This window comes from Paraliobacillus salinarum, assembly GCF_014083865.1.
GTDB classification, from domain to species: Bacteria; Bacillota; Bacilli; order Bacillales; family Amphibacillaceae; genus Paraliobacillus; species Paraliobacillus salinarum.
The window spans coordinates 51,623-64,198 of the sequence record NZ_JACEFA010000010.1 but is presented as its reverse complement, the minus strand read 5'-3'; the positions used below and the strand labels follow the sequence as shown (position 1 = coordinate 64,198).

The window sequence follows — 12,576 nt, the reverse complement described above, 5'->3', positions numbered from 1 at the left end:
GGTGGTACCGCGAGTAATATTCGTCCCTTTTTTGGGGATAGAATGTTGCTCGCTTTTTTTGTAGCTGAATGTAAATTATAGGAGTGATTAGATGGATATTTTAAAAGATCTACAAGAACGTGGATTAATTCAACAAATGACAGATGAAGAGGGATTGAAGAATCATTTAGCAAGTCAAACCGTTACATTGTATTGTGGTTTCGATCCAACTGCAGATAGTTTGCATATTGGACACTTAGTACCAGCGTTAATGCTAAAAAGGTTTCAACAAGCTGGACATCGTCCTATTGCATTGATCGGTGGAGGCACTGGAATGATTGGGGATCCGAGTGGTAGAACGGATGAACGACAATTAAATGACACTAAAACAGTACAATATTTTAGTGATAGTATTACAAATCAACTGGCAGGCATCCTTGATTTTGATAATAAAGAAAATGGTGCAGTAGCTAGAAATAATGCAGAATGGCTTAATCAAATAACAATCATTGAATTCCTTCGTGATACAGGTAAACATTTTGGAATTAACTATATGCTTGCTAAAGATTCGGTACAATCCAGATTAGAAAATGGTATTTCTTTTACTGAATTCACATATATGATTCTACAATCATTTGATTTCTTGAACTTATATGAAAAAGAAAATTGTTCTTTGCAAATCGGAGGAAGCGATCAGTGGGGGAATATTACTGCTGGTATGGAATTAATTCGTCGTGCAAAAGCAGAAGGTGAAGAGGCGAAGGTATACGGTTTAACTGTTCCACTGATTACAAAAGCAGATGGAACGAAATTTGGTAAGACAGCTGGTGGGGCGGTTTGGCTAGATCCAAAGAAAACTTCTCCTTATGAGTTTTATCAATTCTGGATTAATACAGATGACCGAGATGTTATTAAATTCTTAAAGTATTTCACATTTTTAAGTATGGAAGAAATAGCAGCATTAGAAAAGGAGCTAGAAGATGCTCCTGAAAAGCGTCTTCCACACAGAAGATTAGCTGAGGAAATGACAATTTTAGTTCATGATAAAGCGGCTTTAGAACAAGCAGAAAAAATTACAGCAGCCTTGTTTAGTGGAGATATTAAAGCATTAAATGGTAACGAAATAGAACAAGGATTTAAAGATGTTCCAACAATCGAGTTTCCAAAAGAAGATAAGTTGATCGTTGATTTGTTAGTGGATGCTGGAATTTCTTCATCTAAACGCCAAGCGAGAGAAGATGTGAGCAATGGAGCTGTATATGTTAATGGTGATCGTCAGCAAGAGTTGAGCTATACAATTAGTGCCGAAGATCGAATCGATGACAAGTTTACTATTATTCGTAGAGGTAAAAAGAAATACTATTTAATTAAATATGTGTAATAGTTTTGTAGCAAATAGGGTATTCTCAAACAGAGAGTGCCTTTTTTGTTACGTAGTATGTATTTTAAGTATTTTAGTTTAATAAAAAATCTAAGAAAGGGTGAGCGGAATGGAGAAGATAGCAGTACTAACCTCAGGTGGAGATTCACAGGGAATGAACAGTGCAATACGTGCTGTTGTTCGAGCTGGTTTGACTTATGGTTATGAAATGATAGGGGTAAAAAGAGGGTATAAAGGTTTAATAGAGAATGATTTTATTACACTTGGAAGTAAGGATGTAAGTGATATTTTGTACCGAGGGGGTACTTTTCTACAATCCGCTCGTTCAGAAGAGTTTAAAACAGAGGCTGGTCAAAACAAGGCAATAAACAACTTAAAAAAACGTGGGATTAATCATCTTATCGTGATTGGTGGAGACGGGAGTTATCGCGGTGCGCAATCTCTACAAAAACAAGGAATCAACACATTTGGTTTACCTGGTACGATTGATAATGACATTCCCTTAACGGATTATACAATTGGTTTTGATACTACACTTAATGTTATACAAGATGCGATTAGCAATTTACGTGATACGATGAGTAGCCATGAGCGTGTTAGTGTTATAGAAGTAATGGGAAGAAAGTGTGGGGATCTTGCACTCCAAGCAGGAATAGCTAGTGGAGTTGATGCTGTGATAATTCCTGAATTTAACTATGATATAAAAGCAATAGCTAATCAATTATCACAAGGTTTTGAAAGAGGAAAAACACACAGTATTGTTATGGTTGCAGAAGGTGCAGGAACCGCAAAAGAAATAGCCGAAGTAATTAAAGAACATTCAATTTTGGATACTCGTCCGACTGTTTTAGGTCATATCCAAAGAGGTGGTACACCAACTGCTTTTGATCGTCTTTTTACCAGTCGCATGGGACATCAAGTAATAGAATTAATTCATCAAGGTAAAACGGGTGTTGCTTTAGGAATGGAAAAGAATAAAATCACTTCTCATACCTTCGATGAAATCTTTCAGTCAAAAAATGAAATAGATGAGAAACTATATAAAATGTTTCATGACTTAATTTGAAACGTTTGAAATTCTCATACATTTAAATTAAATGAGAATTATTAATAACTAATCGAAAATTAGTTATTTGTTCGTCTTTTATAATGTTTTTTTATAAAAAGTTTGAATAACATTACATGAAAACAAATAAATCATGAGCATTTAGTTAACTAAGTCATAAAAATATAAATAACGTTTGACTTTCGTAACAATTACTTTATAATAATTCATATAGAGTTAGAATAATTATTGTTTGGAAGGCTACTTATATAGAAATAACAAACAATAATAAATAAATTATATTAGGAGGACAATAGTATGTCATTAATAGGTTCAGAAGTATTACCATTTACAGCTTCAGCTTTTAAAGCTGGGGAAGATTTCTTTGAGGTTTCAGAACAAAATCTAAAAGGACAATGGAGTGTTGTTTGCTTTTATCCAGCGGACTTTTCATTTGTTTGTCCAACAGAATTAGAAGATTTACAAACGCAATATCCTGCATTAAAAGAGTTAGGTGTTGAAGTATATGCAGTGTCAACTGATACACACTTCGTACATAAGGCTTGGCATGAGCATTCTGAAGCAGTAGGTAAAATTAAATATACAATGATTGGTGACCCATCACAAACAATCTCTCGTAATTTCGATGTGTTAGATGAAGAAGCTGGATTAGCTGACCGTGGTACATTCCTTATTGATCCAGATGGTGTAATTCAAACTGTAGAAATTAATGCAGGTGGAATTGGTCGTGATGCTAGCACAATCATTAATAAAGTAAAAGCAGCACAATATGTTCGTCAGAATCCTAATGAAGTTTGTCCTGCAAAATGGGAAGAAGGTTCTGCAACACTTAAACCTAGCCTTGACATCGTAGGTAAAATTTAAGGAGTGCGATAAATATGTTAGATCAAGACATTAAGCAGCAACTTGCTGGATATCTAGAATTAATGGAAAATGATATTGTTATTAAAGCTAGTTTGGCTGATGATGATATCTCAAAAGAAATGAAAGAACTAGTTAATGAAATCGCTGATATGTCTGCTAAAATAACAGTTCAAGAAACACAATTAGAACGCACACCAAGCTTTAGTGTGAATCGTTTGAACGAAGATACTGGTATTACTTTTGCTGGTATTCCTTTAGGTCATGAATTTACTTCGTTAGTGCTTGCTCTTTTACAAGTAAGTGGGCGCCCACCAAAAGTGGACGAAGAGGTAATTAATCAAATTAAAGGTATTAATATTAAAGGCGAATTTCGTTTTGAAACATATGTTAGCTTAAGTTGTCACAACTGTCCAGATGTCGTGCAGGCATTAAATGTTATGAGTGTAATTAATCCAAATATTACTCATACCATGATTGATGGAGCTGCATATAAAGCAGAAGTAGAGCAAAAAAATGTGATGGCTGTTCCTGCTGTCTATCTTGATGGTGAGTTCTTCGGTGGTGGACGAATGTCACTTGAAGAAATTTTATCTCAAATTGCTGATGGTCCAGATCCGTCTGAATTAACAGAAAAAGATCCATTTGATGTCCTAGTTGTTGGTGGTGGACCTGCTGGTGCGAGTGCGGCTATTTATGCAGCTAGAAAAGGTATTCGTACAGGAATCGTTGCTGAACGCTTCGGTGGTCAAGTAATGGACACGTTAGGCATCGAAAACTTTATTAGTAACACTTACACAGAAGGTCCTAAATTAATGGCTAATGTTGAAGCGCATGTAAATGATTATGATATTGACGTGATGAAGCTTCAGCAAGTAAGTAAACTGTCAAAGAAAGATCTTTTTGAGTTAGAGCTGGAAAATGGAGCGACTTTACAAAGTAAGACTGTTATCCTTTCTACCGGTGCACGTTGGCGTAACGTTGGTGTACCTGGTGAACAGGAGTTTAGAAATAAAGGTGTAGCTTATTGTCCGCATTGTGATGGACCATTGTTTGAAGGAAAAGATGTAGCAGTTATTGGTGGCGGTAATTCAGGAATTGAAGCTGCAATTGATCTTGCAGGTATTGTAAAGCATGTCACTGTACTTGAATTCTTACCTGAATTAAAAGCAGATGCAGTTCTACAAGAAAGACTTTATAGCTTACCAAACGTAACTGTTATTAAGAACGCTCAAACCACCGAAATTACTGGTGATGAAAAAGTAAACGGTATTAGCTATTTAGATCGTGACACAAATGAGTCGCATCACATAGAACTAGCGGGTGTATTTGTGCAGATAGGTCTTGTGCCAAATACAGAGTGGCTAGGCGATACTGTTGAAAGAAATCGTATGGGTGAAATAGTTATTGATAAACGCGGTGCTACAAGTTTACCAGGCGTTTTTGCAGCAGGTGATTGTACTGATTCACCTTATAAGCAAATTATCATTTCTATGGGAACCGGTGCGGCTGCATCACTAGGCGCGTTTGACTATTTAATTCGTAACTAGATAATGTAAAAAAAAGACATTAGTGAGTCTATCTCATTAATGTCTTTTTGCTTTAACTAGGAAATGCGATTAAATGATAGGTTAAGGCAACAGCTACACCACCAACTGCTCCATTGAAGGAATCGTAAGACTCAATTGAAATCTCTTGTTTATGCTCGAACCCTTGAAGTAAAGGCTTTGCTGCGAGGTGCTCTCTTAGTAAATTAATAAGTTGTTTGTTTTTAAATAATTTACCATGAACAAATACTTTTTTAGCATCAATCATCATATTTAAATTAGTAAGAGAAACAGCTAAATATTTCGTTGCTTGATGAAGTAGTGCTGTTACTGCTCGGTCTCCTAGCTCTGATGCATCAAGTAGTTGATCTAAAGTTAATGCATTTGCGTCATTTGTAAACTCTCGAAGGAATGTACTGCTACTTTTCTCGTGTAATAGTTTGGCTTTTTTCATTAACCATGTTTCACTAGCATATGTTTGTAGACATCCATATTTACCACACTCACAAAGTTCCCCGTCTGGATTTACAATAGTATGTCCGATTTCTCCAATTAAAAAATTATCTTTACTATATAATTGTTTTTTAAACATATACGAATAATGCATGCCGTGGCCTACATGGAAATAAATGAAATTGTCTGAGTGAATTTCATCGGATAACAGTCGTTTTGCTAACGCCATAGCATTTACGTTATTCTCAAAATAAATCGGTACTGAAAATGATTGTTTTAATTTTTTTAAATCAAATGTTTTCCAGCATGGATTATTTGTCAAAATATAGTCAGGGTTCTCTTGATTATAGTGACCAGGTAAACTTACTCCAATTGCCTCTACATTTTGCTCGATCTCTTCTATGAAAGAACTTAATGCATCAATATAATCCTCAACAGAATTGGTGGATAATGTCGTAGAATTAGACATCTTTTTTTTATAAATGACTTCACCGGTATTATCAGTTAAAACGAATGTGAAACGTGATTGAGAGATTTCAGAACCGATATAATAATACTGCCGCTTTGGGATGTCTAATAGTATTTTTTTTCTCCCCGCTTTTAATTGTTCCTTTGTTTCTCCTAATTCTTCTATATGCTTATTTTGAATAAGATCAGCAGTAACAGAACTAACTGTTGCAGGAGTGATCCCGGTGTGCTTTGCAATATCTATTCGTGAAATAGGGCGTTCTGCATATATTTTATCTAATATAGTTGCAATAATTTGTTGTTGTTTTTTCGTTAAAGACACTTTTTGTATCCTCCTAAATGTATACTGTCTAAAGCATATCATACATTAATAATAAATAATAATTAATTAATTAAATTAAAAAAAGATTGACACCGTTTTCAGGTCTAGTTTATAATTACACTGTAATTAGTTATAAAAAATAATTAATTATACTAATATAACAACTTAATTCCTTTGTTTGTTTATAAAAAATAAACAAAAGGCGGAAGGGGAGGATTCAAGTGAAAAATGTAAATCAGTTATTGCAAGAAAAGTTAATGCCCTTTGCTAGTAAGATTGGTAATAATAAGTTTCTAATTGCCATTCGAGATGGGATTACAATGGCAATGCCATTAATTATTATTGGTTCTATACTAATGGTAATTGCGAGCTTTCCTGTCCCAGGTTGGGAAGCTTTCCTTGGAGATATAGGAGTCGCAGGGTATCTTTGGAAAGGTGTAGACAGTAGTTTTGGTCTAATTGGTTTAATTGCAAGTTTTGCAATAGCCTATAGTTTAACCAAGCAATATAAAGTGGATGGGGTAGCATCTGGTATTGTATCATTAGCCGCTTTTATTACTGTAACTCCGTTTGTTGCATCAGAAGCTGGAGCAGGAATGCCAACAACATACATGGCGGCACGTGGTTTATTTGTTGCAATTATTCTAGGTCTTACAAATGGATATATTTATCAATGGTTTATTAATCATAACGTTCAAATTAAAATGCCAGATAGTGTACCACCTGCAGTATCAAAAAGTTTTAGTGCAATCATACCTGGAGCAGTAATTATCGTATTTTGGTTATTTGTTTATGGCATACTTGATACATTTACATTGCCACATATTCATGATTTAGCTCAAGTAATTTTAGGCAAACCATTAGGTCTGTTGGGTAATAATGTGTTTGGTGTATCAATTCTTGTAGCTTTAAATAGTTTATTTTGGTTTGTAGGAATTCACGGTGGAAATATTGTAAACTCAGTGATGCAACCCTTATGGTTGTCAAATCTTGATGAAAACAGAGCTGCATATCAAGCAAGTGAAGAATTACAACATATTTTCACAACAGCTTTTATGGATAACTTCGTATATATCGGTGGTGGCGGAGCTACAATCGGTCTAGTAATTGCTTTAGGTTATCTAGCAAAGAAGAAACACGCCAGTCGCCAATCAAAAGTATTGGCCCCAATCACTGTTGTGCCGGGCTTGTTTAATATTAATGAACCGACCATGTTTGGTGTTCCTGTTGTCTTAAATGTACTGCTAATCATACCTTTTATTTTAGCACCTATTGCAAACTTAATTATCGGATATTTTGCAATGCTTTCAGGATTAGTACCACTTACGTATACAGCACCATCATGGACGATGCCTCCAATTCTTAGTGGTGTTTTAGCGACAGGAAGTATCAGTGCATCTGTATTACAGATCGTATTAATCGCTATTGATATTTTATTATACTTACCATTTGTTTTAGCTGTTGAAAAAAGATTTAAAGCGCAAGAATCATTAGATAAAAAATAATATAATTTTTAGGAATAAGAGGGGAGAACATCATGGTAAAGCGACTTATAAGTGCAAATGCATCAGAAATTTTATCGATGTCTAAAGAAGAATTAAAGTTGAGTATTAAAGCAAGTGAGGGGCGAGTAGTAGTTTCTGAAAATGTAGCGCCTAGAGAATCATTTATAGGTGATATTACAAATGCAGAAATCGCAAAAGCATTCGGAGCAGATCTTATCTTATTAAATGGTGTCGATGTAATCCATCCAGAAATCTTTGGATTAGATCATACGCCAACATCTTTTGTTCAAGAATTACATCGATTAACAGGCAGTCCAATTGGAGTTAATTTAGAGCCGGTTGACACAGCAGCAGAAATGAACGAAGATACATTATCTATCGCAGAAGGACGACAAGCATCTTTAAAAACGCTTCAACATATCGATACTTTAGGAATGGATTTTGTTTGCTTAACAGGCAACCCTGGAACAGGTGTTAGTAATAAAGAAATTGAATCTGCAATTAAGTTAGCAAAGGAGAACTTCTCTGGATTAATTATTGCTGGTAAAATGCATGGTGCAGGAGTGAACGAACCTGTTGTAACTTCTGATCAAGTGAAAAGATTTCTAGACAATGGTGCAGATATTATTTTAGTTCCAGCGGTTGGAACTGTGCCAGGATTTAATGCGGAATTATTAACGGAAATTGTAGGAACAGTGCATCAGCATGGTGGATTAGTTATGACTGCAATCGGAACAAGTCAGGAGAGTTCTGATGAAGATACAATCAAACAAATAGCCATTCAGAACAAGATTTGTGGTGTAGATATGCAACATATAGGAGATGCCGGTTATGGTGGTGTTGCTCCAGTAGAAAATATTTTTGCAATGAGTAAGGCGCTACGTGGAATGCGTCACGCCGTATCTCGAGTAGCACGATCAATCAATAGATAAGAGGTGAAAAAATGAAAAATAAAAATATTATGTTAGTGTGTGCAGCTGGAATGAGTACAAGTCTTTTAGTAAATAAGATGAAAAACTTTTCTGAAGAGACAGACCGTGATCACATTATATTTGCATTGTCAGCTTCAGAAGCAGATAGTTATCTAGCAGAAAAGCAAGTAGATGTTATTTTGTTAGGGCCTCAAGTTCGCTTTATGCTAGATGAATTTAAAACAAAAACTGAAAAATTGAGTATTCCAGTAGATGTTATCCCTATGGCTGATTATGGAATGATGAATGGTGAGAATGTATTAAATCTTGCAGAAACTTTAATGAAATAAGGGTGTTAATGATGGAAAATGAAGCAATCATGCAAACGATTATGGGAATAATCATGCACAGTGGTAATGCTAAAAGTAATGCAATGGAAGCAATCAAGGCTGCTAAAGCTGGAGAGTTTAAAATAGCAGATGATAATATTAAAAAAGCAGAAGCTGATTTTGTTGAAGCGCATCATGCTCAAACAGATCTCTTAACAAAAGAAGCGCAAGGTGAAAAAACTGAAGTATCGTTGCTTATGGTTCATGCACAGGATCACTTAATGACAAGCATGACTTTCACAGACTTAGCAAAAGAAATTATTGCATTGCATAAGAAATAAAATATATTAATCGGCAAAGTACGAATTTATTTCGTGTTTTGTCGATTTTTTATGTGGTATTACGTATAGATAATCTATTTAAGAGACTTAAGGTTTTATAAATTAATAGATATAGGTTTATTCGTTGCTTTAGTCTTCTAATAATATTAAAATAGAAAGTGAGAGATTACATATCATTTTAGGAGGTTTTTATTATGCGTTTAAATGAAAAAGTAGCTATTGTTACTGGTAGTGGTAATGGAATTGGAAAAGCAATTGCAACACGTTTTGCTAACGAAGGTGCTAAAATTGTGATTGCTGATTTTGATCAAGAAGCGCTAGAAAAAACTGTAGAAGAGTTAAAAGCAGCTAATGCAGATGTAATCGGTATCAATGTTAACGTGGCTAAAGAAGAAGATGTACAGAAAATGGTAGATGAAACAGTGGAGAAATTTGGTAAGGTAGATGTGCTGGTGAACAATGCAGGTGTCTTAGATAATATACAAGCAGCTGCGAATGTAGAAGATGCAGTTTGGAATCGAGTAATGGATATAAACGTTGGCGGTGTTATGCGCACAATGAGAAAAATTATACCTACTTTTGTTGCACAAGGTGGAGGGACGATTGTTAATATGGCTTCATTAGCTGCACTAACTGGTGGTAGAGCAGGTTTGACTTATACAGCAGCTAAACACGCTGTTGCTGGTATGACGAAAAACGTTGCTTCTCATTATGGACAACAAGGTGTTCGAGCAAACGCAATTGCACCTTCTCAAGTAAAAACAAACTTAACAAGCTCTTTTGCAAATGTTGATAAAGAAGGAATGGACCTTGCTGTCAGAGGTGTGAGTTTAATGGGTGGTGCGTTATCAGTAGAAGATATCTCAAATATCGCTGTATTCTTAGCAAGTGATGAATCTTCTTCAATTAATGGTGTCGTGTTGGCCGCTGATAATGGCTGGAGTGCTTATTAAATTTTAATAGTTTTATATATTAAGAGTAAAGAAGATGATGTTTGTTTTATAATGCATCATCTTCTTTTTATAAATTGTTATAATATAATATCGTCCAATGATTAGTTAACCGAATAATACTAAAGTATGTATTCAATTAGATTCTGTAATGTTTAAACAATGGTTTTTAGACAGCATACATAAATGCAATTAATTAAATAATAGTTTAAAAGTAATTAAATCACTAATTGTTAGTCAAATCACTTTATATTTTTTGGTATTTGTGAAATAATTACTATTGGGAGTATGCTACTTTACTATTTTTCTGAAGGTAGGCTTATGATTATGAAAATTACATTGAAAGACATCGCGGAAAAGGCAAATGTCTCTGTTACCACAGTATCATTAGTCCTAAACAATAGGCCTAATAGAATCTCACCGAAAAAGAAGCAGTTAATTAAACACATAGCACGAGAACATAACTATACGGCGAATCAACTAGCAAGAGGTTTGGTTAAAAAAGAAACAAGAATGTTAGGTTTGATTTTACCTGATATAGGGAATCCATTTTATTCTTCATTGGCTAAAAAATTAGAACAGGCTTGTAGAAAAGAAGGATATACATTAATAGTCTCAAATACAAATAATAAATACGAACAAGATTTGAAATTATTACATTTTTTACTAACTCGGTCAGTAGACGGTATATTTATCATTCCTAGTTTTGAAGCTTATCAAGATAATACAAAACTTATTGAAAAATTAGAGCAACTACCTATTCCTTATGTTATGTTAGAGCGTTCTTTTTTAAAATATCATTGTGATAAAATTACTTTTGCTAATGAACAAGGGGCTTATCAAGCAGTAAAACATTTAATTGAGATGGGGCATAAAAAGATTGGGTTTATTGCTAATTTTTCTAATTCAACTAACGTAAATCTTAGGTTGAATGGTTATATGAAAGCAATGAATGAGCATAATTATGAGATATCGCCTGATTATATTGTTGAAGGGTATTATCAAGAAGAATGTGGCTATCAAGCTGGAAGAAAGCTTTTGGATACGGACGTAACGGCAGTGTTTATCATAAATGATATGATGACACTAGGTTTCTTAAAATTATTAAATCAACTAAATAAAAAAGTACCAGAAGATATCTCTGTGGTCAGCTATGATGAGACAATAAACTCTTGTTTAATTGGTTTGCAATTAACATCAATTAGGAAAAGCGTAACAGATTTAGCACAGCACGGATTTAGTTTATTAATCTCAAGAATAAAAGAACCTGAGAAACCATACGAAGAAATTTGTTTGACAACTAAATTAATTAAACATGATAGTGTTCGTGAATTAAGTCATGAAGAGATTATGTTATAAGATTAGAGTGAAATAAGTCTGGGCTAAAGCGTATAAGTATGATAGAAAACTAAATGGATTTGGTCATCCATATTGTTAAGCGAATCTATTTAGTTTTCCTTTATCATATATAATTTATGACTATATTATTGACTTGAATTTAGTTTTTGAGGTATCTGTTCTATTTCAAAACAACAAAAAAGGTCTTAAAACATTGATATAAAAATGTTTTAAGACCTTTTTGGATTTCTTGATTAGTCTATCCCGATTAACGAGAGTAGAATTCAACGATAAGTGCTTCGTTGATTTCAGCAGGTAGTTCAGAACGCTCTGGTAAGCGAGTGAATGTACCTTCAAGTTTTTCTTCGTCAAATGAAACATATTCTGGAACGAATGGGTTAGCTTCAACCGCTTCTTTCACAATGTTAAGATTTGCTGATTTTTCACGCAAACCAATTACTTGACCAGGTTTTACGCTGTAAGAAGGAATGTCAACACGACCTCCGTCTACAGTGATATGTCCGTGGTTTACCAATTGACGAGCTTGTCTACGCGTACGCGCAAGACCTAGACGGTATACAAGGTTATCTAAACGAGATTCTAATAGAATCATGAATGTTTCACCATGAATACCTTTCATTTTACCAGCTTTATCAAATAGGTTACGGAATTGGCGTTCGTTAACACCATACATGAAGCGAAGTTTTTGCTTCTCTTGCATTTGTAGACCATATTCTGAAAGCTTTTTACGTTGGTTTGGACCATGTTGTCCAGGTGCGTAAGGGCGTTTGTCTAACTCCTTACCAGTACCAGTTAATGAAATTCCGAGACGACGAGACTTTTTCCATACAGGACCTGTATAGCGAGCCATTGTACATCTTCTCCTTTATATAATAGATTTGCATAAAATAAGACAGTGCGTTCCATGATCGTCAGCCATTTTGTTTTCATGTACCATCGCTCCAGCAGCAGAGAGTTACACGATACACCTTATATTTCTTAATATAAGGAACAGAATGGTCAGCCGGTGGTTCACATAGGCTACCTTTTTTACACAAAGTATATTATATGTTTTTTTAGTACTTAAGTCAATAGTTAAGAGGATAAAGTAATTTAGTGTGAAAA

12 protein-coding genes and 1 other annotated feature (1 of these 13 running past the window's edge) are annotated in these 12,576 nt (G+C 34.5%); of the genes, 10 read left to right on the top strand and 2 right to left on the bottom strand.

Annotation, left to right across the window (positions count from 1 at the left end; translation table 11 throughout):
• Nucleotides 1-31 (top strand) — a binding site (T-box leader) (it extends 179 nt beyond the left edge of the window).
• 60 nt (nucleotides 32-91) lie between these two features.
• From tyrS to ahpF, 4 genes are all read left to right on the top strand, one after another.
• Nucleotides 92-1,360, top strand: coding sequence for a tyrosine--tRNA ligase (gene tyrS / locus HP569_RS10370; protein WP_182201104.1), 1,269 nt, complete (start codon nucleotides 92-94; stop codon nucleotides 1,358-1,360).
• 109 nt (nucleotides 1,361-1,469) lie between these two features.
• Nucleotides 1,470-2,426 carry a 6-phosphofructokinase gene (gene pfkA, locus HP569_RS10365; protein ID WP_182201103.1) on the top strand — a complete coding sequence of 319 codons (957 nt, stop codon included), beginning with the start codon at nucleotides 1,470-1,472 and terminating at the stop codon, nucleotides 2,424-2,426.
• Nucleotides 2,427-2,723: 297 nt separating this feature from the next.
• Complete coding sequence (ahpC, locus tag HP569_RS10360) at nucleotides 2,724-3,290, top strand: alkyl hydroperoxide reductase subunit C (RefSeq protein ID WP_182201102.1); 567 nt, start codon at nucleotides 2,724-2,726, stop codon at nucleotides 3,288-3,290.
• Between the two features lie 14 nt (nucleotides 3,291-3,304).
• Nucleotides 3,305-4,837 carry an alkyl hydroperoxide reductase subunit F gene (gene ahpF / locus HP569_RS10355; protein WP_182201101.1) on the top strand — a complete coding sequence of 511 codons (1,533 nt, stop codon included), beginning with the start codon at nucleotides 3,305-3,307 and terminating at the stop codon, nucleotides 4,835-4,837.
• A gap of 52 nt (nucleotides 4,838-4,889) precedes the next feature.
• Here ahpF and HP569_RS10350 read toward each other — a convergent pair whose 3' ends face one another.
• Nucleotides 4,890-6,077 carry an ROK family transcriptional regulator gene (locus HP569_RS10350; RefSeq protein ID WP_182201100.1) on the bottom strand — a complete coding sequence of 396 codons (1,188 nt, stop codon included), beginning with the start codon at nucleotides 6,075-6,077 and terminating at the stop codon, nucleotides 4,890-4,892.
• Nucleotides 6,078-6,298: 221 nt separating this feature from the next.
• Between HP569_RS10350 and HP569_RS10345 the strand changes: the two genes are divergently transcribed.
• From HP569_RS10345 to HP569_RS10320, 6 genes are all read left to right on the top strand, one after another.
• A complete protein-coding gene (locus HP569_RS10345) occupies nucleotides 6,299-7,582 on the top strand; it encodes a PTS sugar transporter subunit IIC (protein ID WP_246367106.1) in 1,284 nt (427 codons plus the stop codon).
• Between the two features lie 32 nt (nucleotides 7,583-7,614).
• Nucleotides 7,615-8,514, top strand: coding sequence for a DUF7916 family protein (locus HP569_RS10340; protein ID WP_182201099.1), 900 nt, complete (start codon nucleotides 7,615-7,617; stop codon nucleotides 8,512-8,514).
• Between the two features lie 11 nt (nucleotides 8,515-8,525).
• Nucleotides 8,526-8,843: a PTS sugar transporter subunit IIB gene (locus HP569_RS10335; RefSeq protein WP_182201098.1), complete on the top strand. Its 318-nt coding sequence runs from the start codon at nucleotides 8,526-8,528 to the stop codon at nucleotides 8,841-8,843.
• Between the two features lie 11 nt (nucleotides 8,844-8,854).
• Nucleotides 8,855-9,163: a PTS sugar transporter subunit IIA gene (locus HP569_RS10330; RefSeq protein ID WP_182201097.1), complete on the top strand. Its 309-nt coding sequence runs from the start codon at nucleotides 8,855-8,857 to the stop codon at nucleotides 9,161-9,163.
• 194 nt (nucleotides 9,164-9,357) lie between these two features.
• On the top strand, nucleotides 9,358-10,116 hold the full coding sequence (locus HP569_RS10325) for a glucose 1-dehydrogenase (RefSeq protein ID WP_182201096.1): 759 nt from the start codon (nucleotides 9,358-9,360) through the stop codon (nucleotides 10,114-10,116).
• Between the two features lie 318 nt (nucleotides 10,117-10,434).
• The gene (locus HP569_RS10320; protein WP_246367104.1) at nucleotides 10,435-11,472 is read left to right on the top strand and encodes a LacI family DNA-binding transcriptional regulator; all 1,038 of its coding nucleotides are present in this window, start codon (nucleotides 10,435-10,437) and stop codon (nucleotides 11,470-11,472) included.
• Nucleotides 11,473-11,719: 247 nt separating this feature from the next.
• Here the strand turns inward: HP569_RS10320 and rpsD are convergent, their stop codons facing one another.
• Nucleotides 11,720-12,322 (bottom strand): 30S ribosomal protein S4, encoded by a 603-nt coding sequence (rpsD, locus tag HP569_RS10315; protein WP_182201095.1) that lies wholly within the window; start codon nucleotides 12,320-12,322, stop codon nucleotides 11,720-11,722.
• Between the last annotated feature and the right edge of the window lie 254 nt (nucleotides 12,323-12,576).

Bases quoted from the DNA above. Each gene is read 5' to 3' on its own strand.
- pfkA (WP_182201103.1), top strand. From the start codon at position 1,470: ATGGAGAAGATAGCAGTACTAACCTCAGGTGGAGATTCACAGGGAATG.
- HP569_RS10320 (WP_246367104.1), top strand. From the start codon at position 10,435: ATGATTATGAAAATTACATTGAAAGACATCGCGGAAAAGGCAAATGTC.
- HP569_RS10340 (WP_182201099.1), top strand. From the start codon at position 7,615: ATGGTAAAGCGACTTATAAGTGCAAATGCATCAGAAATTTTATCGATG.
- HP569_RS10325 (WP_182201096.1), top strand. From the start codon at position 9,358: ATGCGTTTAAATGAAAAAGTAGCTATTGTTACTGGTAGTGGTAATGGA.
- HP569_RS10330 (WP_182201097.1), top strand. From the start codon at position 8,855: ATGGAAAATGAAGCAATCATGCAAACGATTATGGGAATAATCATGCAC.
- HP569_RS10335 (WP_182201098.1), top strand. From the start codon at position 8,526: ATGAAAAATAAAAATATTATGTTAGTGTGTGCAGCTGGAATGAGTACA.
- rpsD (WP_182201095.1), bottom strand. From the start codon at position 12,322: ATGGCTCGCTATACAGGTCCTGTATGGAAAAAGTCTCGTCGTCTCGGA.
- tyrS (WP_182201104.1), top strand. From the start codon at position 92: ATGGATATTTTAAAAGATCTACAAGAACGTGGATTAATTCAACAAATG.
- ahpF (WP_182201101.1), top strand. From the start codon at position 3,305: ATGTTAGATCAAGACATTAAGCAGCAACTTGCTGGATATCTAGAATTA.
- ahpC (WP_182201102.1), top strand. From the start codon at position 2,724: ATGTCATTAATAGGTTCAGAAGTATTACCATTTACAGCTTCAGCTTTT.